General features: G+C 35.1%; 35 protein-coding genes and 1 pseudogene. 9 read left to right on the forward strand and 27 right to left on the reverse strand.

Annotation, left to right across the window (positions count from 1 at the left end; all coding sequences use genetic code 11):
- The first annotated feature begins 307 nt into the window (after positions 1–307).
- Together SAY88_RS18655 and SAY88_RS18660 are read left to right on the forward strand one after the other, a co-directional pair.
- Positions 308–673 carry a hypothetical protein gene (locus tag SAY88_RS18655; RefSeq protein WP_332633665.1) on the forward strand — a complete coding sequence of 122 codons (366 nt, stop codon included), beginning with the start codon at positions 308–310 and terminating at the stop codon, positions 671–673.
- A gap of 113 nt (positions 674–786) precedes the next feature.
- On the forward strand, positions 787–951 hold the full coding sequence (locus SAY88_RS18660) for a hypothetical protein (protein WP_250095528.1): 165 nt from the start codon (positions 787–789) through the stop codon (positions 949–951).
- Between the two features lie 454 nt (positions 952–1405).
- Here SAY88_RS18660 and SAY88_RS18665 read toward each other — a convergent pair whose 3' ends face one another.
- Complete coding sequence (locus tag SAY88_RS18665) at positions 1406–1537, reverse strand: hypothetical protein (protein WP_332633666.1); 132 nt, start codon at positions 1535–1537, stop codon at positions 1406–1408.
- An 854-nt stretch (positions 1538–2391) separates the two neighbouring features.
- Here SAY88_RS18665 and SAY88_RS18670 point away from each other — a divergent pair.
- Positions 2392–2589, forward strand: coding sequence for a hypothetical protein (locus SAY88_RS18670; protein WP_332633667.1), 198 nt, complete (start codon positions 2392–2394; stop codon positions 2587–2589).
- 57 nt (positions 2590–2646) lie between these two features.
- Here the strand turns inward: SAY88_RS18670 and SAY88_RS18675 are convergent, their stop codons facing one another.
- The 7 genes from SAY88_RS18675 to SAY88_RS18705 all read right to left on the reverse strand — a co-directional run bounded on the left by SAY88_RS18675 (position 2647) and on the right by SAY88_RS18705 (position 8697).
- Positions 2647–3396 carry a FixH family protein gene (locus SAY88_RS18675; protein WP_332633668.1) on the reverse strand — a complete coding sequence of 250 codons (750 nt, stop codon included), beginning with the start codon at positions 3394–3396 and terminating at the stop codon, positions 2647–2649.
- 166 nt (positions 3397–3562) lie between these two features.
- The gene (locus SAY88_RS18680) at positions 3563–3775 is read right to left on the reverse strand and encodes a hypothetical protein (protein WP_332633669.1); all 213 of its coding nucleotides are present in this window, start codon (positions 3773–3775) and stop codon (positions 3563–3565) included.
- Positions 3776–3984: 209 nt separating this feature from the next.
- Positions 3985–4890, reverse strand: coding sequence for a phosphatase PAP2 family protein (locus tag SAY88_RS18685; protein WP_332633670.1), 906 nt, complete (start codon positions 4888–4890; stop codon positions 3985–3987).
- Positions 4891–5166: 276 nt separating this feature from the next.
- A complete protein-coding gene (locus SAY88_RS18690) occupies positions 5167–5361 on the reverse strand; it encodes a hypothetical protein (protein WP_332633671.1) in 195 nt (64 codons plus the stop codon).
- Positions 5362–5419: 58 nt separating this feature from the next.
- A complete protein-coding gene (locus tag SAY88_RS18695) occupies positions 5420–6811 on the reverse strand; it encodes a PAS domain S-box protein (protein WP_332633672.1) in 1392 nt (463 codons plus the stop codon).
- 205 nt (positions 6812–7016) lie between these two features.
- Entirely contained in the window at positions 7017–8144 is a 1128-nt protein-coding gene (gene ald, locus SAY88_RS18700; RefSeq protein WP_332633673.1) for an alanine dehydrogenase, read from the reverse strand.
- 133 nt (positions 8145–8277) lie between these two features.
- Complete coding sequence (locus SAY88_RS18705; protein ID WP_332633674.1) at positions 8278–8697, reverse strand: hypothetical protein; 420 nt, start codon at positions 8695–8697, stop codon at positions 8278–8280.
- 128 nt (positions 8698–8825) lie between these two features.
- On the opposite strand from SAY88_RS18705, the gene SAY88_RS18710 reads away from it, so the two are divergent.
- On the forward strand, positions 8826–9257 hold the full coding sequence (locus tag SAY88_RS18710) for a DUF2621 domain-containing protein (protein WP_250095519.1): 432 nt from the start codon (positions 8826–8828) through the stop codon (positions 9255–9257).
- A 191-nt stretch (positions 9258–9448) separates the two neighbouring features.
- On the forward strand, positions 9449–9565 hold the full coding sequence (locus tag SAY88_RS18715) for a DUF6254 family protein (protein ID WP_250095518.1): 117 nt from the start codon (positions 9449–9451) through the stop codon (positions 9563–9565).
- 231 nt (positions 9566–9796) lie between these two features.
- On the opposite strand, the gene SAY88_RS18720 is transcribed toward SAY88_RS18715, so the two are convergent.
- Positions 9797–10306 carry a CcdC family protein gene (locus SAY88_RS18720; RefSeq protein WP_332633675.1) on the reverse strand — a complete coding sequence of 170 codons (510 nt, stop codon included), beginning with the start codon at positions 10304–10306 and terminating at the stop codon, positions 9797–9799.
- A gap of 214 nt (positions 10307–10520) precedes the next feature.
- Here SAY88_RS18720 and SAY88_RS18725 point away from each other — a divergent pair, with 214 nt between their 5' ends.
- Positions 10521–10691, forward strand: coding sequence for an aspartyl-phosphate phosphatase Spo0E family protein (locus SAY88_RS18725; RefSeq protein WP_332633676.1), 171 nt, complete (start codon positions 10521–10523; stop codon positions 10689–10691).
- A gap of 28 nt (positions 10692–10719) precedes the next feature.
- Here SAY88_RS18725 and SAY88_RS18730 read toward each other — a convergent pair whose 3' ends face one another.
- From SAY88_RS18730 to SAY88_RS18750, 5 genes and pseudogenes are all read right to left on the reverse strand, one after another.
- Complete coding sequence (locus tag SAY88_RS18730; protein ID WP_332633677.1) at positions 10720–12531, reverse strand: ABC transporter ATP-binding protein; 1812 nt, start codon at positions 12529–12531, stop codon at positions 10720–10722.
- Positions 12521–14284 (reverse strand): ABC transporter transmembrane domain-containing protein, encoded by a 1764-nt coding sequence (locus SAY88_RS18735; protein WP_332633678.1) that lies wholly within the window; start codon positions 14282–14284, stop codon positions 12521–12523. Before SAY88_RS18735 ends, SAY88_RS18730 begins: the two co-directional genes overlap by 11 nt.
- Positions 14285–14484: 200 nt before the next feature.
- Positions 14485–14580, reverse strand: a pseudogene (locus SAY88_RS18740) (YneF family protein); the annotation flags it as partial.
- 266 nt (positions 14581–14846) lie between these two features.
- A complete protein-coding gene (locus SAY88_RS18745) occupies positions 14847–14990 on the reverse strand; it encodes a hypothetical protein (RefSeq protein ID WP_332633679.1) in 144 nt (47 codons plus the stop codon).
- A complete protein-coding gene (locus SAY88_RS18750) occupies positions 14987–15112 on the reverse strand; it encodes a hypothetical protein (protein ID WP_332633681.1) in 126 nt (41 codons plus the stop codon). Before SAY88_RS18750 ends, SAY88_RS18745 begins: the two co-directional genes overlap by 4 nt.
- A gap of 186 nt (positions 15113–15298) precedes the next feature.
- On the opposite strand from SAY88_RS18750, the gene SAY88_RS18755 reads away from it, so the two are divergent.
- Together SAY88_RS18755 and sda are read left to right on the forward strand one after the other, a co-directional pair.
- On the forward strand, positions 15299–15655 hold the full coding sequence (locus tag SAY88_RS18755) for a YhjD family protein (RefSeq protein ID WP_332633682.1): 357 nt from the start codon (positions 15299–15301) through the stop codon (positions 15653–15655).
- A 447-nt stretch (positions 15656–16102) separates the two neighbouring features.
- Positions 16103–16258, forward strand: coding sequence for a sporulation histidine kinase inhibitor Sda (sda, locus tag SAY88_RS18760; RefSeq protein ID WP_332633683.1), 156 nt, complete (start codon positions 16103–16105; stop codon positions 16256–16258).
- Positions 16259–16681: 423 nt separating this feature from the next.
- Here the strand turns inward: sda and SAY88_RS18765 are convergent, their stop codons facing one another.
- From SAY88_RS18765 to SAY88_RS18785, 5 genes are all read right to left on the reverse strand, one after another.
- Complete coding sequence (locus SAY88_RS18765) at positions 16682–16879, reverse strand: hypothetical protein (protein WP_332633684.1); 198 nt, start codon at positions 16877–16879, stop codon at positions 16682–16684.
- A 325-nt stretch (positions 16880–17204) separates the two neighbouring features.
- Entirely contained in the window at positions 17205–17522 is a 318-nt protein-coding gene (locus SAY88_RS18770) for a hypothetical protein (RefSeq protein ID WP_332633685.1), read from the reverse strand.
- A gap of 131 nt (positions 17523–17653) precedes the next feature.
- Complete coding sequence (locus SAY88_RS18775; RefSeq protein WP_332633686.1) at positions 17654–18310, reverse strand: hypothetical protein; 657 nt, start codon at positions 18308–18310, stop codon at positions 17654–17656.
- Between the two features lie 208 nt (positions 18311–18518).
- Entirely contained in the window at positions 18519–19082 is a 564-nt protein-coding gene (locus tag SAY88_RS18780; protein ID WP_431308896.1) for a DUF3231 family protein, read from the reverse strand.
- A gap of 723 nt (positions 19083–19805) precedes the next feature.
- A complete protein-coding gene (locus tag SAY88_RS18785) occupies positions 19806–20147 on the reverse strand; it encodes a hypothetical protein (protein ID WP_332633688.1) in 342 nt (113 codons plus the stop codon).
- A 186-nt stretch (positions 20148–20333) separates the two neighbouring features.
- On the opposite strand from SAY88_RS18785, the gene SAY88_RS18790 reads away from it, so the two are divergent.
- Entirely contained in the window at positions 20334–20717 is a 384-nt protein-coding gene (locus SAY88_RS18790) for a DUF4183 domain-containing protein (RefSeq protein WP_332633689.1), read from the forward strand.
- A 35-nt stretch (positions 20718–20752) separates the two neighbouring features.
- Here the strand turns inward: SAY88_RS18790 and SAY88_RS18795 are convergent, their stop codons facing one another.
- From SAY88_RS18795 to SAY88_RS18830, 8 genes are all read right to left on the reverse strand, one after another.
- Positions 20753–21127, reverse strand: coding sequence for a DUF4183 domain-containing protein (locus SAY88_RS18795; protein WP_332633690.1), 375 nt, complete (start codon positions 21125–21127; stop codon positions 20753–20755).
- Between the two features lie 344 nt (positions 21128–21471).
- Positions 21472–21864 carry a hypothetical protein gene (locus tag SAY88_RS18800; protein WP_332633691.1) on the reverse strand — a complete coding sequence of 131 codons (393 nt, stop codon included), beginning with the start codon at positions 21862–21864 and terminating at the stop codon, positions 21472–21474.
- A gap of 360 nt (positions 21865–22224) precedes the next feature.
- Positions 22225–22440 carry a YneF family protein gene (locus SAY88_RS18805; RefSeq protein ID WP_034627753.1) on the reverse strand — a complete coding sequence of 72 codons (216 nt, stop codon included), beginning with the start codon at positions 22438–22440 and terminating at the stop codon, positions 22225–22227.
- 123 nt (positions 22441–22563) lie between these two features.
- Positions 22564–23022, reverse strand: a complete 459-nt coding sequence (gene sirA, locus SAY88_RS18810; protein ID WP_332633692.1) for a sporulation inhibitor of replication protein SirA — start codon at positions 23020–23022, stop codon at positions 22564–22566.
- Between the two features lie 173 nt (positions 23023–23195).
- Positions 23196–25193, reverse strand: coding sequence for a transketolase (tkt, locus tag SAY88_RS18815; RefSeq protein ID WP_332633694.1), 1998 nt, complete (start codon positions 25191–25193; stop codon positions 23196–23198).
- A 143-nt stretch (positions 25194–25336) separates the two neighbouring features.
- Complete coding sequence (locus tag SAY88_RS18820) at positions 25337–25576, reverse strand: DUF896 domain-containing protein (RefSeq protein WP_250095510.1); 240 nt, start codon at positions 25574–25576, stop codon at positions 25337–25339.
- Between the two features lie 87 nt (positions 25577–25663).
- The gene (locus tag SAY88_RS18825) at positions 25664–26314 is read right to left on the reverse strand and encodes a YneB family resolvase-like protein (RefSeq protein ID WP_332633696.1); all 651 of its coding nucleotides are present in this window, start codon (positions 26312–26314) and stop codon (positions 25664–25666) included.
- Entirely contained in the window at positions 26307–26522 is a 216-nt protein-coding gene (locus tag SAY88_RS18830) for a hypothetical protein (RefSeq protein ID WP_332633697.1), read from the reverse strand. Before SAY88_RS18830 ends, SAY88_RS18825 begins: the two co-directional genes overlap by 8 nt.
- Positions 26523–26599: the final 77 nt, after the last annotated feature.

Genomic DNA, 26599 nt, shown 5'->3' on the forward strand with positions numbered 1-26599 from the left:
AGGGATTTTTTTGATTGTAGTTAAATCAATTTCCAATTTTCTAGTTTTAGGGTGTTGACATATTACCGCTGTGCTAATTTAGCTTGAACTCCTGAGGAAACGCTTTATTTATGTTATTTAACAACAGCTTGCATTGTTTCCGGTAAACGAAGAAGCTTTAACTTGTTTTTAAGATAACAATTCTTAATTTGAGATTGGTAGAATAGATGTAATCTGCTAAAATAAGTTTTTATTATAATAGATGATTATACTTTAAAAAGGTAATCACACTATTTTAGTGGCTTTAGGTAGACAAGGGGGTTTTTACTTGTATAGAGGAAAAGCTTATTGTGAAGCAAATATTTACTTATACGCTCCAGAGAACTCATGTAATGAGACTCTTACGAAGCGCAAGAGTGTTATAAAAAATTATTGTAGCAACACCGTTAAAGTAACTGAAATTCGTATCAAAGAATCAGGATTCGACGAACAAACAAAAGAACATTTTATATCGCTTTCCGTCATGGCAGAAGTGCTCGTCAAATATGACCCTGTCATTACTCATCTAAATGATTATAGAGTGAATGCTTGTAGAGAATTTAGAAAACAGTTTCCAGCCGCTGGGGCTATCATGGCGCACTACATTGATACGTATAGTCCTTTTCGATTAGATGGATTTAAGAGTCGAGCATAATTCACTTGCCGTCAATAGTCATCAATTTTTAAAATTAAGTTATTTTCCTTTTAATAAAAGTCCATGTCACTGAATATAATTTTGTGAAATTACTTACCAGGGGGGAAATCTTAATGGTACATTGGAAAATTACAGCCACCTTAAGAAATGGTGATTATGTACTTCAATATGGATCTTCCGAATCTGAAGAAAAGGCTTATGAAGAAATGAAGCAAGAAGAGTTATTAATAAGGCAACAATATAGTGACAATGTTAAGGAAATGGATTATTGGCTATAAAAATGACTCTCCAGCATTGGAGATTTAATGCTGGGGAGTTTACATAGTGTACATTCATTTACCAGCTAAGCTTTCAGTAATCTTATTGAATAGACTCGTATTTGTAAAAAAGGTGTAATCATACTATAATACCGATGAGTCCAATTATGCTCCCCAATACTCCACCGACTAATAACGACCGCGCCTTTAGAAAATCAAGTAACATAATGTTCTCCCCTTTTTTTCTTTCTATCACATAATATGCTGTAAATTCGTTATCATGTGTATATAGTTGTGTAACTTTTTAATCAAGGGAAGTTGATAAAGTTTTTTCGGGCTTTAATAAAGTAGTGAAGTTATATGTAATCGAAGTAGGAAAGAAGATATCAAGGAAGATTTGTAAAAGGCAATGCGCCCTAACAATTAAATACATAATATAAATAGATTAATAGGGTTATAAGATTATATATTTTAATTAAGCCAAAGCCTCATTCGTTCTGTGATATTGAGAATCAATCATGAAATGAAGTATTTCAATTTCTTCCGTTGTGAGTTGTCTATTTAACTTTTCTTCAAACTCTTCTCTTAATTCTTTTAAAGTTACCATTAAAAGCGTCACTCCCTTTTAGTATCATTGGAGATTTCTTGTTAACTTTGTTTCGATATACCTTGTACACCTTATTATAGTGAAAAGGGAAAATATTGCAAGCGTTTTCAATTGATGATATAGTTTTTTTTATTTATTTCCAGACATACATTACATATGCAAGAAATAGTATTGAAAGACTTTAAAAACAAACAATGGAAAATAAGATTAATATTAATATTCGAGCTTCCAATCCCATACAATAAACTAAGACCTGACATATTAAAAGAAGACACGTTTTAAAAAATGAAGTCACCGAAAAGGCAACCCTCTTCAGTGCCTCGATTAAGTGTGATGGCTGCGCACATTGCATAGAGGATGCTGGCGAGAGCAATTCCTTTTCAGTGTCCTCAAAAACATGTCTTTTTTTCTTTTTATTAAGCTTTTTTCGTAAAGATTGTTGCTGTGAAGAAACGTTTTTTCTCGTAGTGAAATGAAGCGGAAGTCACTCGACACCTCCCCGCGGAAAGAAAAAATCCTTTTTAGCGGATTCGAGGAAGCAGCAATGGCTCTACACGTTGCGCGCCTGCTATGAGAAAACCACTCATAGCAGGCTTTAAGACAAAGCAACGGTTCCGCTCATTGCTTAAAGGCAACTGAAAAAGGTCAAAACCGTACTTTTTTCAGTTGCCTCGAAAGCGAGTGGCTGGAGCGCAATGAAACGAACATGTTGAAAACACATACCTCATAAAAACAACAAAGTATGCGAAAACAGCCTTTTATTAAGAATTATACCGTTAATAGCTCCTCTGAATAGAGGGGAATTATAGATTTTTATGGAAACGTGATATAATATCTTTAAGGAGCTGATTAGTATGAAAAAATTTCAAGTATCCGTTGAGTTTCATAGCGGACAGCAAGTTAATTTCACTACTAAGTCAGATGTGAGAAAGGATATGTACCGGCTCAAGATTAACGGTGAGGATTGTATTGTAACCGACGATAATTTTGTCTTAAACATTTCCAAAATTAAAGCCTTAAAGGTCAAAAAGTTAAAACGTAATTCTGCTTAAGTATCAGTAATAAGTAAAGAAGACGCGGATCAACACATATCCGTGTCTTCTATTATTTTAAAAGTCTAACGTCATATTAACATGTTCATGTATTTCTTCATCTTGAATATGGACAATGACAGAGTATTGACCTGACAATCCTTCTATATCACGAAGCTCGTACACTCCATTGCCGACTTCAAATAAATCTAACCAATCTCGTTGTTCGCCTTCCTCTTGCCACATTTCAAATGTTACATTACCTGATTCATACTTGTCACCTTCCACTACAATTTGAACAACTAGTCGATCATTTTTCAACTCTGTATCGATATCGACGTCATTGTGATGGTGGTGGTGAGCATGGTTATCATCATGTTGCTGGTCATGGCTATGACTATGATCAGCTGTTATTTCTTCTTCGCCAATTTGAATTTGTTCAGTCGGCATCCGATGCATTCCACGTGCTGTCACATGTGTTTGGACATGGTACACTCCTGCCTCTTCAAACGTATAATCTAATGAGTAAATATGCCCTTCTTGAGCATCTGCTTCTACCATAATACTAGCTTCCTTTTGACCATCTAGCCAAATTTCATAAATTACCTCATTTGCATCTTCAACTAAGTCATCACCATGAGTTACAATGCTGTTAAACGTAACGGCTTCGCCAATTTCCGCAAATTCAGGAATATCTAATTCCACTTCTATAGCCGTAAGTTCATCAACGAGTTCAACACTTCCTTGTTCCTCTTCTGTCTGCCCACAAGCAGTTAGGATGATTAAGAATAAAACAATTAGTGCTACAATTCCTATTGTTTTTCGCACCTAAATTCACCTCATTTTCATATTCTCTACTAACCTATAACATTCTCACCAAAAGTTTCAACGTTATACTACTAAATTCATTATTTTTTCACCTTTTATGTAATCAATTCAAAAAAAAGAGGTAATCTATTGACAGATCCCCCTCTCTTCATATAGTTATTGTTTTTTATTTAAAAGCTCTGCCTTTTGTTAAATGACAGGCAACTCCTTTTCCTATATTCCCAGGTTTGCTCATTTTATCTATATACCGTAATCCCCTTGTGCATTGTTGTTTACAAGCTAGACAGGTTGCTGATGTAACTATTTTCATCGTATATTGATATTTTTCTGCTGCTGTAATTTTCGGGGCTACTTTTTTCTTTTTATTCTTTGTTGCCATTTTCATCGCTCCGTTCTTTGTGATGCTACATACTATGCGATCAATTCCCAAACGGCGCATCTTCAAAAAAATAATTTTTTCATAAAATCGATTGATCCTTAAATGAATAAAAGGAGCCCAAAAGTTAGCATTACGTTTTGGAACTCCTGAATATTAAGATCTATTTGTAAACTTAATTGAAAATAATAAATAGAGCTGGATTCTAGTTATTAAACTGATAAATGTTCACTCGGAATTGTCGTTTCATAATCTTTCTTATAAATATGTAACTTTACAAACAAGTAAGGTGCTCCGAGTAGTCCCCATAAACCAATGCATCCATAACGTATAAAATCAAAAACTAACATTTCAGGAAGCAACACTTTCAGCCCAACTTGAAGGGCAAATAGGCCTACAAGTCCAACCACATAGGCAGCTGTCTTTCTCCATACCTTCTTTGAAATAATCATTCTAACTTTTTTATATTCAAATAAATATCCAATCCCTGCTCCTAACAAGAAACCTGCATATTTCACGCCTTCTTCTTCTGGGAAAACAGCAACAATAAGTAGTGGCGTAACAATTGCTAACGTCCATTTTACTTTCTCTGATAGCTTCGAGATTTTATCCTGTAATCGTATAGAAATAATTAAAATAATAACTGCTACAATAATACCTATTACCACATCCGTCGGCCAATGAAGCCCTGTGTATAGACGAGAAAATGAAATACACAAAATAAGAATGATTGAAAACACCAAAAATAAAGGTTTGGCTACTAAATACGCCAAATAGCCCCAAAGTGTTGTGGAACCTTGAGCATGACCGCTAGGAAATGAATCATAAGGATAATGACTCCCGACCTCCGCTGATTCTATATACAGCGAATTGATTCCTTCCGTTCCGATCGGACGCTCGATAGCATAAGTGATTTTCAAGAAAGCATTAATAGTAACCGATAATAAAAAAATGTAAAACAGCCTAAATCCTGCCTGTTTTGCAATACACCAATAAACCAATGGAACAATTAAAAAGTAAAACTCTTCGTTTCCCACAAAGGTAAAAAGCGCTGCTAACGCATTAAAGAAAGGTTGTTGATACTGAGTAATATTGATTAAAAATTCCGCCTGACTCATAAATTCCTCCATATGTATTTTTTACAACTATTAAATATTCTACTTAGTTTGATCATCTTCTTGTCGAAATTACGAATTTGTACAACTTCAATAAAAGTATGAAAATTAAGACTATTGTATTTTTTAGGTATATGCGCTCCATTATCTCATACAAGACATATTGCCCACCTCTTTCATAAAAAGTGGATAAAAAGAAAGCACCTATTATTAATAACAGGTACTTCCTTTAGAAGTTATTTATTTTACTGTATGTACGAGCTAAAGAAAAACAGCTACTTATTTCGTCCAACCGGGTTCGTAAGTATAAATGGTTTCCCCACTATGCTGGGCATTTCCTCGAAAATCAATTGCATCCTCTTGTTTAAGTAATATTGTTCGAAAAACATTAAAGTCCTCTTTTGACACTCTATACGATTTCAATTCTTGATTACGTAACTGGTTTAAAATTGATACCACATCTTGTTGTTCCATTTTTCATCATCCTCTTTACTTACTAGAACACTCTCAGTTAAAGCTTCTAATGTAGATTTTATTTAGTTTTAGCCTCTGCTTCAATTGGTAAAAAAATTTCAATCGTTGTCCCTTTATTTTGGAGACTCGATATCTCCAATTTGCCGCTATGGGAATCAATAATTTTTAATGCTGTCATTAATCCAAGACCTGTTCCCTTTTCTTTTGTTGTATAAAAGGGTGTACCAATTTTCGAAAGGAACTCATTTGGGATCCCACTTCCTTGGTCGACAACTTGGATTAAAATTTCTTTTGAGCTAAACAACTTTGCAGAAATAACCACTTCTCCCCCATTTGGCATTGCCTCAATTGAGTTTTTAATTAAGTTGATAAACACTTGCTTTAACTGGCTTCCTATACACTTCACATTGGGTAGGTCTTCAATATCAGTAATTACTTCGACATTATTAATTAAAGCCTGAGAACTTAGCAGCATGACAACATCTTCAATGATTCTATTTAAATCTTCGTATTTGAAATCAAGAGCTTGTGGTTTAGCTAGCACTAGCAACTCACTAGTAATCATTTCAATTCTTGTTATTTCGTCAGACATAATATCTAAAAAATCACTACGTACTTCCTTTACTGTCGATTTAATTAATTGTAAGAAGCCTTTAATCGATGTAAGCGGGTTCCTGATTTCGTGAGCAATCGATGCTGCAAGCTGACCGACAGCAGTTAACTTCTCGGATTCAAACAATAATTTTTCCGTTCTTTTTTGGTTAGAAATATCCTTAGCAATACCGTATACACCGACAATTTCTTGTCCAATAATAATAGGCATGTTTGTTACTTTTAAATCAATAATATTTCCATTCTTATGTCTTATTTTAGTTTCATAATTTTGCGTAATTCCTCGGGTAGCCTCCATAAAATACTCGTTGGTTTGCTCTAAATTCTCATCTAATATTAAAGGCATATAGGATATCTTACAAAGTTCTTCTTCGGTGTAGCCAGCTAATTTCTCCATTGCAGGGTTTACCCTGAGAAAGTTCCCATCTAAGTCAAAAGAAAAAACAGCATCTGGATTGTTTTCAAATAAAGACTCATAATGAGATTCACGATTTAATACGGAATGCTTCTGTTTGGTAATATCTTGAAAATAAACAGAAAGGCCCTTTTGTGAAGGATAAGCCTTAATACTAAACCATAACTTTAATGGCGGATAATACATTTCAAAAGAAACCGTTTTTTGTTTTTCGAGGGCTTTCTTGTATTGATTATATAAAGGTAATTTAACGGTTTCTGGAAAGACGGACCAAACACTCTTCCCCATTATTTTTTCCCTGTCTTGCTGTAGAATTCTAGAAGCAGCTTTATTAATATATGTAAAGTTCCCGTTTTGATCGAGCGCATAAAATGGATCCGTAATTCGGTCTAAAATTTCTTTCTCCGTTTCTGATATGTTCATCTTAATACCCCACCAAATGTATAATTAGTAGTTACTATCTTTTATAAAATGACATACTATCTTTAATTAGTTTAAGCATATCATTTTCTGGAAAATAAGGAAACTAACTATCGACAAAGAATGAGGATTTCCTCGCAAAAACAGACCAGTTAATTTAAGCCAATGAAAAGTCCCTTATCCATTGGCTTTACTAACCGGTCTGCCCTTATTTATTTAATTTTTCTAGTGCTTCTTTTGCTGTCATGTATTCCAACCCTAAATCAGATGCCACGGCAGCATACGTAACTGCTCCAGCTGCTGTATTTAGCCCTAACTCTAATGCATGATTCTCTGTAAGAGCGAGATGCACTCCTTTATTAGCAATTTGAAGTGCATAAGGAATTGTCACATTTGTTAACGCAATTGTTGACGTTCGCGGAACAGCACCGGGCATATTGGCTACGGCATAATGAACAACATCATGTTTTGTGTAGGTTGGCTCATCATGTGTCGTAATTCGGTCAACAGTTTCAATAATACCACCTTGGTCAATCGCTACATCAACAACTACAGATCCAGGTTTCATTGATTTAATCATTTCTTCTGTAACAAGTTTAGGAGCCTTCGCACCTGGTATGAGTACTGCACCAATCACTAAGTCAGAATCAGCAACGGCTTCAGCGATATTTAAAGGATTGGACATAAGTGTTTGTATGTCGGTTCCGTATAAATCATCTAACTGACGTAAACGATCTGGACTCAAATCCATAATTGTCACATCTGCCCCTAGGCCCATAGCAATTTTCGCTGCATTTGTCCCAACAACTCCACCACCAATAACTGTTACTTTTCCACGTTTCACACCAGGAACACCAGATAAAAGAATTCCCATCCCGCCTTTTGGTTTTTCAAGGAACTGGGCCCCTATTTGAGCTGCCATACGACCAGCTACTTCACTCATCGGTGTTAAAAGAGGTAACGTTCTTCCAACTTGAACCGTTTCATAAGCTATCGCAGTAACTTCTTTCTCAACTAATGCTTTAGCTAGCTCAGATTCTGCCGCAAGATGTAAATACGTGAATAAAATTAAGCCTTTACGAAAATATCCATATTCCGACGGGAGTGGTTCTTTGACTTTCATGATCATGTCAACTTTTTCCCAGATCGCTACTGGGTCAGCTTCAATTTCAGCACCCGCTTGAACATACGTAGCGTCTTCAAACCCACTCCCTAATCCTGCATCCTTTTCAATGATTACTTCATGACCAGCCTGAACGAGTGTCATAACACTTGCTGGAGTCATCGCAACACGGTTCTCATTATTTTTAATTTCCTTTGGAACTCCAATTAGCATTATTGGTCCTCCTTATGCATTCTCTATTACTGTTAGTATAGATACTTTTACAGTCAATGACATTGTTCACATTGCAAAACGTACATTGCGCCATTTGTGAACACCCACAAAACAAAAACCTTTTTTTACCATTTTATATGTATAATACTATTTTCATCATAAACATTGATAGGATTGCAATCATTAGTAAAAAGCTATACAATCTTAACTTATTTATTTCATCTTCTACTTTTTTATCCTTCTCCAGATTCTCTAGAATAATCCGAACAGCTTTTGCTGTCATACCAAGAAGGGCACTTAATGCTAACCAAATTAACACAACTATAAAAAACCACACTGTTAACCACTGTGTCGTCATAAGAAACCCGGAAACAATGGCAATAACTACGCCACCATGAGCAAGCCAAATGATTCGTTTATATATTTTCAACAACAGTGTAAACCTGCCAGGCTCGTCCAATAAGCTACCTTTAATTAGAAAAGGAAACGGAATTAAGACAAAGAACAAAACTGACACAAGCATATGAAATGCATAGCTTATTAAATAAATCATTATTTTCATCACCTCGATTACTTATCTTACCAAACGTTTTTCCAATTTGGAATCACTCATTGTATTCGAGTGCAGGTTCTTATTTTTTATGGTAGGATAAGTATGATAAAAAGTTGAGGTGAAAAACGATGCCTACTTGGTTTATGTGGTTTATTGTCTTATGGACAATTTTTTTAATAACAGTAATGTTTATTGGTGGGTATTTTATGTTTCGGAAATTTCTTAAAAGGCTGCCAAAGGAAGATGGTAAATCCATTTTAGATTGGCAGGACTATTATATCGAAAAAACATTACACCTTTGGAATGATGAGCAACGAGATTTGTTAAATGATTTAGTCGAACCTGTTCCAGAGTTATTTAGAGATGTAGCTAAAGGAAAAATTGCAGGAAAAATTGGGGAACTCGCGTTACAAGATAATCTTGATTACCTGCCACAAGATTATATTATTAGAGGATATATACTTGCAACGCCAAAAAGGGACCATAAATTTCTTATGAAAAAACTGCGAGAGAAAAACATCGATATGAAACCATATAAAGATCTTCTAGAAACGTCTTAATAAGCATGGGCCTAACTATGGAATACTTGAACATTTGTTTTTTCTTCGGGTTGTGGTTTTTACTCATTTAAACTAATTACCAAATCTTTGTCTGTTCAACATTGGATAATATAATTGCTATTTGACAACCTAGAAGTTAGATGAGCAAATATTTTTCAAATAACAATAATAAAGATTAAAGGTGATGAAGGATGAGCCAATCAAAAAGACAAGCCGAACGACAATTTAGAGCACGTAAAGAGGCACAGAATCCTCATGGGAAAATTAAATCATTAAAACGACTTGCAAAAGAAGATGTGAAGGAATAAGGCTGTTCTAAAAGTCTGGAACAGTGTTAGCAATGCTCCGTTCGCTACTCTTCTTGAAATAGAACCCCACTCATCTCAAGACTTGTAAAGATGTAGCGACTACGCTCATTGCTTCGGTGGTGGCTCAAAAAGTCAAAAACAGACCTTTTGAGTCACCACCCTTTTAATATAAAAAGTAGACGTGCCCCTTTTGGGACATGTCTACTTTTGTTGTTTTATTCTTGATTTTTCTTAAGTCTCTACTGGCAGTGTACTTTTGTTCTGAAGTGAATTTTCTAGTACTTTCTCTAGTTGACGAAAATTCATGTACATAGATATACGCCAAGGTATAATCATTCCATATGCAAGCAAAAAAAACATACCTGCTAATTCTTCTACATTTATTGTATCTCCAATTAGCAGCTTAAAAATAATTCGAGCAAACAGCAACCCTATTAATATGAACGCAAATGCTTTTGATCGTTTCATGTAAATTTGTTGATCTCTTATTTCAAACTTTGATGTTTTAATAAGCAGGATTGAAAAAATCATACCAACTAAAACAGCTTCTATTACTTGCAAAAAGGCTGGTCGGGCCGGCTCATATAAAAACATAAGAAACCCCGTTGACATGAAGATCGGTGGAATAATAATTTTTTTCGCTGATACCGGTCTTTTCGTCGCTTTTAAGCGTATAAAAATTGCGAATGATGCCATAACTACAGCTCCAACCGATGTTATCCATATATATATTTCGTCCAAGCTGCTCACCCCTTTCTTATCGGTGATAATTGTTCATTACTTAAAGATACAGGAAAGCGCGGCTTGTTTCAATTTAATTCAAATAGTTTTTGCTTGAATCAGACATGAGCTATGAGATAATACCTATTTTCCCCTTCTTTTATTGAGTTATGGTTGTAAATTTACTAGTTAATTTGTATAATTATTACAAGAATTAGAGAAGAAGGGAATCTCTATGAGCGAAGGATTACTTAGAACAATAGAAAAAAAGCGAAATGAATTAATAGAACTCGCCCTCATCAAGGGACTTTCGTCGCATGCTGTATTAACCGTCAGTCAAGAGTTGGATACTTTACTGAACCACTATGAAAATGCTAATAATAAAGAGAACCACCTTCAAAAATGACTGTGGTTCTCTTTTTTATCATTATCGCTCATTTCTTTACTTTAATCTGGGAGTCAGCATTTTCTAATTCGGATGACCCTTTTTGCAGTAAATACATCTTATGATAAAGGCCTTTTTTTTCTAACAACTCTATATGGTTACCACGTTCAACAATCTCACCTTTATGAAGAACAATAATTTGATCTGCATCCTTAATCGTCGATAACCGATGGGCAATCGCTATTGTAGTTCTTCCTTCTTGCATTCGCTTCAAGGCATCTTGGATTGCCTCCTCAGTTTCAGTATCAACATTCGCTGTCGCCTCATCTAATATTAGAATTTTTGGATTTGTGACAATTGTTCGAGCAAAGGATAAAAGTTGTCTCTGACCACTTGAAAAGGTCGAACCTCTTTCAGTTACTTTGGCATCGTAAGAAAGTGGTAGTCTCTCAATAAATTCATTTGCCCGTACAAATCTAGCGGCTTCTCTTATATGATGGTCAGTTAAATCGTTCCGATATAAACGAATATTACTCGATATGGTACCTGTATAGAGAAATGGGTCTTGAAGAACGAGTCCTATATTATTCCTTAATTCCTTGTTATCAAAATGATGAATTGATTGTCCATCAATGACAATATCCCCTCTATCAAGTTGGTAAAATCTCATTAACACATTGATGATCGAACTTTTTCCACTTCCTGTATGACCAACGAGAGCTACGGTTTCTCCTTTTTTTACTGAAAATGAAATATTTTTCAGAACATCCGTTTCACCATCATAAGAAAAAGAAACATTCTTAAATTCAATGCTACCTTCTTCAATTTTAGGCAATCCTCGACCTTGCTTTGATGGTGCATATTCCTCATAGTCCATTAGCTTAAAGACACGCCCTGCTGATACAAGGGCTTGTTGAAAAAGTGATAAGCGCATCATCATTTGATTGACTGGCTCGAAGAAACGATCCAAATAGTTAACAAATGCATATAAGACCCCTATTTCAACCGGATTTGTAAAAGACGTAATGCCAAAATAACTTAAAACCAAAATAAGAGCCAATATTGAAATTAAGTCAACCATTGGTCTTAGCAAAAGGCCATCCAACTTCATGCTCTTCATACCAGCTTGGAGATGCTCTTCGTTCACCTTACCAAACTCTTTTCGAAGACGCCTCTCCTGACGAAACATTTGAACGATGGCCATTCCTTGGATCGTTTCATTCATTTTTGCATTTAGTTGACTTATCTTTTCACTCATATCCGCATAAAATTTAGAGCTAATTTTTCGATATAACTGCATTAATCCAAAAATGATCGGTAATAAGACAATACAGAAAAGACCAAGAGTCGGATTCAAATAAAACATTGCTATAAATATTCCAATTAGGAACATGATGTTCTGAACAAAGTTTGCAAGAACTGTCAAATAAAACTCTTTTATAGACTCTGTATCGTTCGTAATTCGAGAGATCAATCCACCAGCAGGGGTACGATCAAAGAATGCAAGGCCTTGTCGTTCGACATTTGAAAAAACATCAACTCGAAGTTGCTGAACAATTTTCAAAGATATTTTTTGAAACATATATGCTTGAAAGTAATTAATAAAAACAGAAGACAGATGTAGTACAACGTAAATAACTGCCAACCACACTAATGGTTCAAACGGAAAGTTCCGCGGTGTTAAATAATCATCTATAAAAATCTTTATTAAGATGGGGCCGAGAAGCTCAGCACCTGTTGCAAGGAGGAGCAAAGTAAATGCAATCATAAGTGATTTCATATGTTTCTTCGCATAACGAAGTAAACGCCAAAGAATTGCTCTTTGCTCGTAATTCGTTAATACTTGGTCCTTATGTTTCATCCTGCTGACCTCCTTGTTCCACTAACTCTTCTAATTGTTGGTGCTCATACATTCTCCTGTACCAACCATCTTCTTTCATTAACGTAGAATGATCCCCACGTTGGATAATTCGTCCTTCGTCTAAAACAATAATCAAATTGGCATGCTTAATGGCACTAAGTCGATGTGCAGTAATAATGGTCGTTTTCCCAGCACGATTTATTCTTAGTGATTCAAGGATCTGTTCCTCTGTCTTCGCATCGACTGCTGATAAGGAATCATCTAAAATCAACACGTTCGGGTCTGGCAAAATAGCCCTTGAAATCGCAATCCGTTGTTTTTGACCTCCCGATAATGTCACACCACGTTCACCTACGACGGTTTCATATCCATCTTTAAACCCAATAATATCATCATGAATACTAGCAAGCTTACAGCTGTTCATAATTTCTTTTATAGATGCACTAGGTTTTGCAAATGCCACATTGTCAGCAATTGTTGCCGAAAAGAGAAAGTGATCTTGTGGTACATTCCCGAAACTAGCTTTTAAGTCATCTAACTTATACTCTTCAAGCCTGTTCCCACCAATGGTAATGAACCCATGTTCTATATCAAATTCTCTCTGAAGAAGACGAATTATCGTTGATTTGCCACTTCCCGTTTTCCCAACAATGCCTAACGTTTGTCCTTGTTTTAGTGTAAACTCAATATCCTGCAAAGCGTAATCGTCACTTCCTGGATATGAAAATTTTTGTAAGGAGACGTCGATGTCTCCAGTTGCTTTGTTATCGCTCTTTGCAAAATCATCTGTAATATCTTGTTTTTCTGCTAGCAATGAAGAAATTCGATCATAAGAAGCACGTCCACGTTCAACGATATTAAATAGCCATCCAAACGCTAACATTGGCCAGATCAATAGGCCAAGATATAAAGTAAAACTCGTTAATTGACCAATTGTCATTTCTTCAGCAATGACAAAACGTGCTCCAAAAACCACTGCTAAAAAATATGATATTCCGACGATCAATGAAATGGTCGGATCAAATAATGCATCAATTTTAGCAACAGCTACGTTTTTCTCAACAACTTCATTTGATTTGTCTTTAAATCGATTGATTTCATCCTCTTCTTGGCCAAATGTTTTTGCCACACGTACTCCCGTCACACTTTCTTGAACAGTATCATTTAATTGCGAAAAAGCGGATTGTGCTAAATGAAATCGCTTATGTAAAAGCGTTCCATAGTAACTCGTTAAATAAGCCATAAAAGGCATCGGTATTAAACAGATCAGCGTCAATTTCCAGTTAATGGTCGCTGCCATCGTTATAATAACAAATCCACCCATCGTTAATGAATCAACTAATGTTAACACCCCTTGGCCAGCTGTCATTTGCACAGCTCGGATATCATTAGTTGCATGCGCCATTAAATCACCTGTTCTGTGACGTTGATAAAAACGTTGAGACATATTTGTAAAATGTTCATATAATCGATTTCGAAGCAACCTTGCTAATCGAATTGACGCTCCAAAAATGAGGATTCTCCAAACAAACCGTAATCCGTACGTAAGAATACCAATTAACAACAAAACACCAACCCACATTAGTAAAATGTTTGTTGTTAATGTTACATCTACTATGTGATCCACTATGATCCCAACAATTAATGGAGGTGTTAATGTAAGAAGGGAAACAAGAGCTAACACAACAATACCTAGCCCATATGATACTTTTTCTTTTTTAAAAAACCACCACAAATCTTTAAATACTTTCACTTTTTACACGACACCTCTCCTATCCAACGTTGACCTTTCCTACAATCCACCTTTAGAACAAACTCATACGATTATTCGACATACCTTGTGGTGATTCCTTTTCCCTTCGAAAAATAGAAGGTTGTAGTACTTTAGGCCACTATGAGTAAATCTTACAAAAGTAGAAAAACACCTCAAACTTGAGGTGCTTGTCCATACAATTATTTAGATTGTTGTTTCTGCATCGCTTTCATGATTTGATTAATTTTCTTTTGCGATGGATTTTGTCCCATTTGCATCATCATGACACGGAGCATTGATGTAGCAAGGGTTTCCCAGTCATCACGTACCACTTTTTCGGTTGAGTAAAATATACCATAGACAGTCTTATTTAGTCTAGAAAGATTTATAGATTGAAGAAATATGGTTAATTTTACTCCTTAATTTTTTCTTTTGGAGAGATTAAGCAGTTAAAAATAAATAAGTCGAATAACTTTTCCCATCAAGTTGCTGTAATGACTCATCACTATACGTACCTGACAACACATCACCCAATATTCAATTATCGCCACGTTCCTCAATGCTACATAATAAAAAACACTAGAAGGATTTCAGCATTGCCATAATACACTCTATCACGCTTGAATAGCTTGTATGATGTGATTTTCCCCATTAACTGATCAATCTGCTCTACATTTAATCCTAATTCCCCTGTAACTCTCTTCACGTAACGATACCAACTTGAACAGACTTCTTCCTCACCTTATTACATTCGACACGTTCTCTACCTTCTGCATTAAGATAGTACACTTTCTCTTTATCTCTGAAGGCTGAAACGTAGTCAGACATATTAGATAGTACCTTCCTTGCGTTTCGATCGCTTCCTAATTGATGTATACGTTATATTTGAGAGCGACAAAAAACTAGGGGGAAATAAAGACGTAGATAAATATTTAGGGATGTAAATAATAAAAATCACCTTTCTATCAAAAACGAACAAACATTCGTATATAATCAATTCAAAAAGGTGATCTTATGCTTAACGGACATGATCTAGATTTAGTCTTACTATATATATATCTTCCTTTGACTCGTAAAGTATTAGAAAATGACTTAGGTAAAGTCAAGAATGCAGGTTTTAAGTTTGAAGAGCCTTACCTAAGTCTAATAGAGAAAACGATAAATAAAATTAGTATGGATATTCTTGACCTAAAAAAAGAAATGCGCAAAACTGATATTACTGTATACGATCAAGGAAAAGTAACTGAAAAGTGCAATTACTTAGTGGTTTGTAGGGGATATCGTGAAGAAATTAATTTATTTACTCACTTGATGAAAGTAAAGGTTCAGAGCTATCTGAATCAGTATTTACTAAAAACTCAAGCACCTTAAGCTCTATGTCCCTTAGCTTTCGATTTAATTTAGATTCGAATTCATTTACTAATTGGTTTAATGTTGGTTTCATCTATAACGCCTCCTGTTTCTTTAATAATAGTCAAAAAGAGACAAGATGTAACAAAGTATAGGAGATAATCTCACATGAATATTTTTTGAAATTAATGGAAATTATTTAATTAACATGGTTATTAGACATCCGAACAACTCACACATAAGCCATGTTAGCCCTCACATGATGGTATGAGGGCTTTTTGTATTTTAAAAATTCTCTTTTAATGCCTTGATTCCGATATTGCTTTTATGTAATCAATTCATAACATAATTCACTGTTTTTTTTTTCCTAATATCACTTTATTACGTTATCGTTTTAAGTTAAAATATATTTCGTGCTTAAAAACAAGTATAATCTTATGTAAAATTGAGAAAGAGGTTTTAGTAACTATGTTTAATAGATTAGACGATCAAACCCTGTCTGAAGTTTATTACGAAGCTATAAGGTTAAATTTAGACACAGATTTCATTTCCATTTTAAAAGAAGAGTTAGATGCCCGAGGACTTGATACGGAAAAACAAACAATGGAAATTTCCTCTAAATAGAATGATATATCAATCCTTTTTGCTTTTTATACCCTCTAATTTTGCCAACCATCTAATAAATTTTAATTCTTTTAAAGTTAATTTCCTATTTAACCTAGCTTTGAAAAAACTTTTAAACTTTTGTGCTCTCTTGTTGGTATCCAGTTTTCTCACTCCCTTGAAAAAAAATATAATATAATTCCGATGAAATTACAAGGTTTTATTTTATAATATGCTGAGGTACGTTAAAACAAAAAAGGGGGTTACCTCACCAGCTACTCAATTGTAACTAACAAGGTAAACCCCTCAAAAACATGTGTAAATGGTTCGGTTCTCTACTTTATAGCTAATATGAGAAAAGATAATCGACTTCTAGCATAAATACATGGGTAAGCACTTCACTACCCTCAAAACGTCTTATTTTTTGTATTTTTGTACATGAAATTATATACGTGCTAAACGCTGCGCTACTCGTTTTCTTTTAATTGGTAATCTATACTGAAGCGCAAATACTTTCTCATCCTTCTCATAAGTAGCCATCAAGTGAAAATCAACATAATAACGCTTGATACGATTTATGATATCTTTGCTATCTGTATAGAGTACATAATGTTCATTATCTAATTTCCATGTTTCGGTCATAGTCTCACCTCCTTAAACAAAAAAAGGTTTCCCCACTGGAATTAAACCAACGAGTAAACCTCATCTTTAACTAAATCTTACACCTAACTGCGAAAGCCCAGTTGTTTGTTTCTTAATAATATACTTGACTATTCGATCCAATTCTTTTTTATCTAGATTGCTAGTACCACCATGGAAGGTGAAACTCTTTAAGCGACTCAATCACATGGTTTATATAATGATCAAATTCATTAAACTTCCTAAGCTACCCTTTACGAATATACTTAAAACCATTGTCACCATTAGATCCAACAACAAATGCAAAGTAATCCGAGCGAGATTTATTTTAATTCTTCACACCAGCAGTATCAATAGTAAGCAATGTTTTCTCAAATGTATGATCTTCAATTTCTTCAATTGATTGTGTACGATTGGATTTAAACCACTTGTCACCAATATTTTCTACATTACACATTAGCTCCTGTATGAAGGCTAAGCGCTTAGTGAAATATTTCAAAGCTAAATTGTAACAACTGTACTTCTCCCAAATTGTAGGGAATTCCATATGTTCTATATGCTTAAGATAATATTTCTTAGCATCTTCTGCTGATTCCTCACGCTTATCATCAAAAAGTATATTTCTGAATTCCGGCCAATGCCTCATTGTTAAAGTCTACAACGCTTCTATGGAATACTTTGTACTCAGGGTTCTTAGAAATTGCATCAATAAAATCACCTTGAGCAAGTGGAGTGCCAAGAACTAAAAACTTAGTAGCTGGTTTAATCAATTTACCATTACGGAAAACCGCTGCACACTCCACCTTCTTCTACTTCCTTAAAGCCACTTTGATACTTCTTTTGCTTGCTATCATCGGTTAATATGTCACTTTCAGCTATGTAATCATCCGCAATATAAACCATAGGACGATAAATACCTTTAAGGGAAATATAACCAGCACCACGAACAGATGAACCAGAGGAATAAGCTTGAATCTTAGTGTCATTGTCTAATTCCAATTCAAGTTTATTTACTGCGCGCTTACGAGGATTCACCAAGTTTCCGAATGTGTGGACAATATGAGGAGTCTTCAATGCTTTCTTAGTTTGATCAACAAAGTTAACCACATCTAGTTCACGGTTAGCGAGTACAATTGTAAATATACTCAAGCCATAGCAATGAAGATAACAACTAAGTGCCATATCAATAATGGTTGTCTTAGCACATCCACGAGGAAGGATAAACTCTTGCTTATCATGCTTATGATGAATAAATATATCTTCAAGTTGCTTCCATACTTCATAATAAACAGGAGCTAATGGGCGAACAACATTATTATCTTTAGGAATAAAGAAATCTTGAAGGAAGTATTGCCAGAAGAATGATAAGGAGCGTTTACTAAGTGAATAAGCGAGGCTGTTTTCACCGAATAGGTTTTTATCATGCTTGAGCATAAGCTGTTTCACTCGTTCTTTTGCCTAGGCCGAGTTTAAGCCTTTATTTTGAGTAAATTCTTTATATAGGTAGTCTCTAAGGAGATTACGGTTTTCAATTGTGTTAAAATTAGTTATGTTGGTCACCTCCAATAAAAAATTAATCTGGTGAATACAAAGTTATGATTTAACTGGTATTAACCAGATTAATTTTACAAAATGTCTTCATTTAATTAGATGGTTGTCCAGGTGGATAATAATAAGGAGGTACTTTTAACCATCCACGTTTAATCATTAATGACTTTAACGTCACTCCAAAAGTTAGCATCTCTGTATGAAATTTAAACCACATTACGCCTATATCTGTACGTATAGCATCGATTTCTCCTTTTGCAGACATCATAAGACACGAAGTTAGTTTTAAAGTAATTCCATTTGTGATTTCTTCGTCTGATAATTTAACTCCTAATGGAATTGCATTAGGTTCTGATTTAGGCTTCGGTGGAGAGGTTTCTGGTAAAGGAATTCCCTCTTTTTTCATAAAACTACTTAATTTCTCAGACTGATTTTCACACATTCTTATAGCATCATTTAACATTTCTAATACTTCATCGTCAGTAGATGTATTCAGACCGGCTTCTTCAAACCTAATAAACTCTGCCAATGCAGTCAAATAAGTCCAACAATCCATTGCCTCTCCAATATGCAATGGTGAATTTTTTTCATTTGTATTATCTATTTCTTTATTCACTATATTCCATAAGGCTTCAAAAGGGTTTGACAAACTTTTCACCTTCTTCTTAATTGAATTCACCTTAGTTTTAAGCTCAAGTAAAAAATTAATGCATCTATTAAGGTTTTGAAAAGAAGGTTACATTTACCAAAAAAATTTATTTAGCCCCTATAATAATTATAGGCTTTCTAGACCATAATTCTTAATAAGGAGGCGGTGAAATGTTACGTTTTATAAGAACATTAATATTAAGTTTAAAGCGCTTTATTGACCAGATAAATTTAAATTTAATTAGCCTTTCGTACCTCCTAAAAGTATTACGATATCAACAATAAATTTAAAATGTTGTTTCCTTATATGGGAACAGCATTTTAATGTAATTAAGACTAAGAAAATCTTATAAAAAACTGTATAGCTCGTTGTAGGGGATTTGGCAAAATTGAAAATAGAACGCCCCCACCCCTTCATTCTGAACAATATTAAGGGATTATTTATACATTATTTTATGCATTGTCCTCATCCACTACTATGCATAATCTAACGGTATATCAACGTATACAAGAGTGTATAATTGAATAAATTTAGATAATTTTAAACCCTTCACGAAACCCTTGATACATAAGGGTTTTTTCTTTGAAGATTGTTACTTAGTTACGTGTAATCTACATTTTACGTAATAATGTACGAATATAGTTTTATGCTCTATTCATCAACCTTATCAACTTCCCACTCTCCAAACTCAGCATCAAGAATATCCTTATCAACCTCATTAGCTGTATTGATTCAAGTATCAATATCAAGCTTACTTGTAGGCTTACCAAGGTTACGATTAATGAAATACTGGTATCTTTCAGCTTTCACACGTTGATTGCCTGTAGAGTCGATTAGATCCCCATACTTATGTACCGCTTCAGCCAACTTACCAGCAATCATATCTTGACCGAAAACTTTTATTTCGTGTTTCAAGCTGTCCACCTCATCCTTAAACTTTTCATCTTTCATCCGATTATATAAAGTGGTTCTAGACACTCCAATTGTCTTAGCAATTTGCTGTTTATCCTTACTTCCACTTGCTAATAACGATGCTGCTGCTTGTTGATTCTGTGGTAATAATCCCTCACTCATTGAGTAACCTCCTCCCTTTTACAACTTAACATACTTTTTACACTCCTTAGCCCCTTTTTACCGCTCAGCTATAACTCACCTCTATAATTTATAAACTTTAATTTAATTAACTTGTCTACAGCAACTCTGATTTTTAAATCATATTATGATAATCAGTAATACGATAAATAAAAAGGAGGCTTATTCATGGCACTACAACTTATGAAATTACTTGTGACAGCGTCTACTACAACCTCTGTAGACCCAGAACAAGAAAAGTTCTTTCACGTAACTACAGGAGAAACTTCTGCTGGGACTACACTGTCAATTGATACAGCAGATTTCTTTGATGACGCTGGTGCTGTAGCTACTGATCTACCTGTTTTAAATACTGATAATAGCTACTTTAATGTTTATATTAACGGAGTTCTACAAATGGAGGGAATATCAACTTATACACCTGGTGCAACAACTGAGGGTTCACTTGATGTTGACGTCCCTGCAGGTGGAGACCCAATTCTAGCAGGCACTCCAATTGTTTTAGAAGTAGTAAACTTCTCGCCAACTTCAACGACAGATGTTGCAACTTAACCCAAAAAGGTAAGGTATAAATTCCTTACCTTTTTTTATAACTGATAAATAGTTACAAACTGAAGATTAATTGGAGTATTTTTAATAGGAATATCTTTGGTTTTTAAACGTAAACACCCTTTTTCAACCTCATAAGTATTTGGAGGTTGTAATACTCCATTTATGAATAGGTTAGTATATGAGACTTTTTTAGGATCTAAAATACCTCGTTCTCCGTAATCTTTAAGTTCATCATCATTTGTATAAACTGCACTAATTCCATCCGATAAAGCATTGTACTGATAAGTATCAACTTTAGAGACCTTTTTAGGTTTTTTTATCGGTACTTTTATCCTAATTTCATCTGTTGAGATTACCCAATCATAAACCCTATTCGTAGTAATAAAATGCTTTCTGTTATTTTTCTCCATTTTGACCACCTAAATTTTTTTTTATTATATGTTGTCCCATGGTAATTGGTCATAAAAATAAAAAAGTTTTAAGATTGATTTGGTAATCGTGTTTTTTATTGAAGCACATAACGAAATTATTTAAACCTACTCATCACCTATCCTCTTATCAATCATCCCCAACAAACTTCTCATCACAATTTCTTTTCCCTCTTCATCAGAGCTACCATATACCCTAACCACTCTTTAATCTGTCGCTCAAACTATAGCTGACATATTCTTGTATTTAACCATCCGTTAATTCCTTCCATATAAAAAAGCACCTAATACGGATGCTTAATTTAAGATCTCTTCAAATGTACCTTTTAATGAGTTTGTGCTAACTGTGCTTTCTCATCTGCTAAATTAGCCTTTTCACTTGCTAAAATTGCTTTTTCCTCTGCTAAACCAGCTTTATTATTCGCATTAATAGCAGACTGTTCAGCCTTCTCAGCTTGTGTATTAGCATTGTTTATAACTTCTTGAGCCTCATTTAATATTTGAGCTGCTCCACTCTTAAAAGCATCGTATTCGTCACTCATTAAGGTTTTGAATTCCTCAATTTTTGATACTTTGATAGCTAAATTTTCTTCAGCTTCCGTTGCTCTTCCATTATCAATTTCTTGGGTAACATTAATTTTCAAGTAACCATGCTTGGGGAAAGTTCTAATTCTTTTATCAGAAAATGTCACTTCGAATTCTGCGATATGAATGCCCATTTTAATCAAATCCCCTTTAGCAAATTCATACTCAATTTAACCTGAAGAAGGATCTATAATTGTAGCTTCTCTATTGACAAAAAGCTTCTTTCTATCTTCTGTTTCCATCTTGAATACAACTGAAGCTCCAGTAAAATTCATAAACTTCACCACTTCTAGAGGTTGTCGTATAAATATTCTTCGATTAAGTCTAGCAACAACAAAAAAACCACCTCCCCTGTTTTAAGTAACAGAAAAAAATGGTTTATGTACTCTTTGAGAAAAATTAACCATGTTTTTTGGAGAAAGATTAAGTAATTCGCTAAAAATACTCAATCTTACAATTCTCCAAAACTCTTGAAAGCCAATGGTGACAAGGGTTTACTTACCTTGTTGTTTCTGCATCGCTTTCATCATTTGATTAATTTTCTTCTGCGATGGATTTTGTCCCATTTGCATCATCATGACACGGAGCATTTGCTCGTTAAATGGTGGGTTCTTTTTCAAATAAGACATCATCGTCTTACGTGCTATAAAGAAGCCAATTGCAATACCTGCTGCAACAGCTAGGGTATACCCTAAAATATGAATCCACATAAGTCCAACGTCCTCCTTCGTGCTATCTAAACCTGTCCGGAAAATCCCGAATCAACCTTATCTATTATATCTTAATGACAAGAGATTTAAAAGCACTTCAGAAAAATATCGCTTGGCTTCTCATTAAACTTGTGTTGTTCTAAGCAAATCCTCTTGCTTTATAGGCTTTAGCCAACCATAGCGATGCTCTTCAATTGTAAATGCAAAAAAGGTTGGTTCACATTTCCTAAGGATTTCAAAGAACATGGTTTCTACATCAAATGACCCAACGGCTGTTAAGTAGAGTGCATCAGCACCAATCACAAGCTCTACTTTAGAATCACGGTCGGGAATATCAATAACATGTGTATTTTTCTTTTTTTTATATCCCTCAATTTTCACAAGATCCTGTTTTAGTTTTTGTTGTAATAATAGGGCCGGTATTGGCTTGGTTATAAATTCAATTTGCTTCCTTAAAATTTCCTTTTGGTTCCCTCTCGCTTTTTCATGCTCAAGAAAAAGATAAAATAACTTTGCTTCTTGTCCGTAATATTGACGAGCAACATCTTCTTCAAAGATATACAATTCATAATGTCTCATCATGGACACCCTCTCGCATTTTATTTTCTCTAGTATACGAGAACTCTAGTGAAATGATTGTCTGAAAGCGGAGCAGATAACCACTAATTTTGTCGAACAAAAAAACTGACTCAAAAAGAGTGGGTTTTAGCACTTAGATTTCAGCTAAAACCCGACTAATGAGTCAGTTTTATAAATTATTTTTGTAACAATGCTTTAACTTTTGCTACAACATTTTCAACCGTGAAGCCATATTCAGCTAAAATTTTCTCTGCTGGAGCCGAGGCACCGAATTGGTCGATTGCTAATACATCCCCATGGTCCCCAACATATTTATGCCATCCTAATGGAGAAGCCATTTCAATACCAAGACGTACTTTTACATCTGGTGAGATCACTTCATCTTTGTATGACTGCGACTGTTTCTCAAAGCGATCCCAGCTAGGCATACTTACAACATCAGCATGGATGCCATCTTTCTCAAGAACAGCTTGAGCTTCTACTGCCAGTGGAACCTCTGATCCAGATGCAAGTAAAAGAACATCGGTTGTACCACTAGATTTTGAAACAATATATGCACCTTTTTTAACACCTTCATACGCAAGCTCTGCCGTATGATCTAGTGTTTTTAAGTTTTGACGTGTTAGCACAAGAGCTGTTGGTGTATCCTTACTTTCTAGAGCCGCCTTCCAAGCTGCCACTGTTTCGTTACTGTCTCCTGGGCGAATGACAGATAGACCTGGCATTGCACGCAATGCTGCTAGCTGCTCTACAGGTTCGTGTGTTGGTCCGTCTTCACCAACAGCAATACTATCATGAGTAAATACATAAATAACCGGTAACTTCATAAGAGCTGCTAGACGGATAGCTGGACGTAAATAATCAGAGAATACAAAGAATGTTGCACCAAAGACTTTTACTCCGCCATGAAGAGCCATACCATTTACAGCAGCTCCCATTGCAAATTCACGTACACCAAACCAAATATTACGTCCTTCATAATGATCACGTGAGTAATCACCTAAATCTTTCATATATGTTTTGTTAGAACCGGCAAGGTCAGCAGATCCACCAAACAATTCAGGAACTTTCTTAGCAAAAGCATTTAATGCTTCACCTGATGATGAACGAGTCGCAATACTTGATCCCGCCTCGTATACTGGCGCTTCTGAATCCCAACCTTCTGGAAGCTCCCCATTATTTGCACGCTCAAATTCAGCTGCTAACTCAGGGTAAGATTCTTTGTATTTGGCGAATAGTTCATTCCACTCTTCTTCTTTCTTCGCGCCTTCTGCTTTTACTTCAGCAAACATTTCACTTACTTCAGATGGAATATGAAATTCTTCTTCATGTAGCCATTCATATGTTGACTTCGTTAAAGCTACTTCTTCTTTCCCTAATGGAGCACCGTGTGAAGCAGACTTTCCTGATTTATTAGGTGAACCGTAACCAATGACCGTTTTTACTTCAATTAAAGTTGGACGGTCATCTTGTTTTGCTGCTTCAATCGCTCGGTTGATTTCATCTAAATCATTGCCATCCTCGACACGAATTACTTGCCAACCATATGCTTTATAGCGATCCTCTACACTCTCTGAGAAAGAGATATGCAAATCACCATCTAACGAAATATCGTTTGAATCATAAAGGACAATAAGACGGCCCAGCTTAAGATGAGCTGCTAAAGACGCAGCCTCTGCAGAAACACCTTCCATTAAGTCCCCATCGCCACAAATTGAATATGTATAGTGGTCAACGATATTGAAATCATCTTTATTATATGTGCTAGCCAAATGACGCTCAGCCATTGCCATCCCCACTGCCATTGCAACTCCTTGTCCAAGTGGCCCTGTCGTTGCTTCTACACCTGGTGTATGACCGAATTCAGGATGTCCTGGTGTTTTACTTCCCCATTGACGGAATTGCTGTAAATCCTCTAATGATAAATCATATCCTGTTAAATGTAACAAACTATAAAGAAGCATTGATCCATGCCCTGCAGATAAAACAAAGCGATCTCTATTAACCCACTCTGGATTTTCTGGGTTATGATTCATAAATTTTGTCCAAAGACTATACGCCATAGGCGCTGCTCCCATCGGCATACCTGGGTGTCCTGAGTTTGCTTTTTCGATACTATCAATTGATAGTGTACGAATCGTATTTACTGCAAGTTGATCTACTAGTTTCGTCATGCTTTCATTTCCCTACCCTTCCACAATATCTGATTTCTTTCTCTATTCTTTTACATCTTATACTGTATCCTGAAATTTCACAAGCATTCAGACAAATCTTTCAACATACAAAAAAGCCTCTAAAGACTGAATTTAGAGACTTTTTAGTGCATTGGGTTATTTTTATTTTTTTTACTTTCTTTTAACGCATCAGGTGTAACGTCATTGCCATTTTCATCAACGACTGTTACCGAATGTAGGTGATTTTTAAACGATGCACGAAATGTTTGCAGATATTCTTTCCGTAGAGACTGTTGCTCCTTTTCTTCTTGTTTCGTCAATCCACTTGTTTTAGCTCGTCTAGATAGTTCATTAATTCTAGCTAGTTTTTCTTTTGAAAGCATAATGAGCACCTCTTTCTACCGATTCATCCCCTTACTTTACCGTAACCGAATGCGGTTTTCAACTTAAAACAATTGGATTATTGCTCACTACTTTTTAGTTTCAACTTTCTGATATTCTTGATAACGTCTATGGACTGTTGCTTTTGATATATCATAGCCAAATCCTCTTAACGTCGCTGCGATATCATAAAAAGTTAAATCCATGTTTCGAAGCCTAACTATTTCTTCAATGGGAACCTCTTTTTTCGATCGCCCTGCTCCAACACTATTTTTTATATTTCTCTCTGGCCTGTATCCATTTTTTATTGCTTCTTTCATGCCCCGTTTTATTTTGCTATTATGTAATTTTCTTTGAAACTCTTCTACAATAGAGACAATCTCTAGCACCATTTCATCTGCTTCAGAAAGTCTTAATTCGCCATCAGCTTGGATTGTTAATACACGAACACTGAGTTTTCGTATTTGATGAAGAAGAGCTATCTTCGCATGTCCTCTTCCTAATCTTGTATCGTCTTGTATTAACAGAATGTTCGCTTCCCCTGTTTGGAAGTAATCTAGTACTTGCAACATTCCTTCTCTATCAACATCATATCCACTAGCCTGTTCTTCAATAATATCAATTACATGTAAACCTTTGCTTACCGCTATCTCTTCTAACTCTCTTGCTTGCCTTTTCAAAGAAGATATTTGTTCCTTGTTGTTCGTACTTACACGACAATAAATAACGGCTTTACTCATGGACTGTTCTCTCAAATATTGTAGCAACCATCAAGCTATATTCTTCAGTTATTAAATTATTACTTACTTGTCGCTCACTATATACCTGTTTATCTTCTATTGCTTCATGAGTAGGTGCAGATAAAATAATGGCCGCATACATAAATAATAATACAGCAACCGCTGCTAATATTATGAAAATTTCTTGTCCTGAAAAACGTCTAATCATTTCCTTCACCTCATTAAGAATGTCTGTTCGTTTATTATGATGATACGAACAATTGTTTGTGTCAATGGATTTTTAGA

The sequence above is a fragment of the Halalkalibacter flavus genome (genome assembly GCF_036663575.1).
GTDB classification, from domain to species: domain Bacteria; phylum Bacillota; class Bacilli; order Bacillales; family Bacillaceae_D; genus Halalkalibacter; species Halalkalibacter flavus.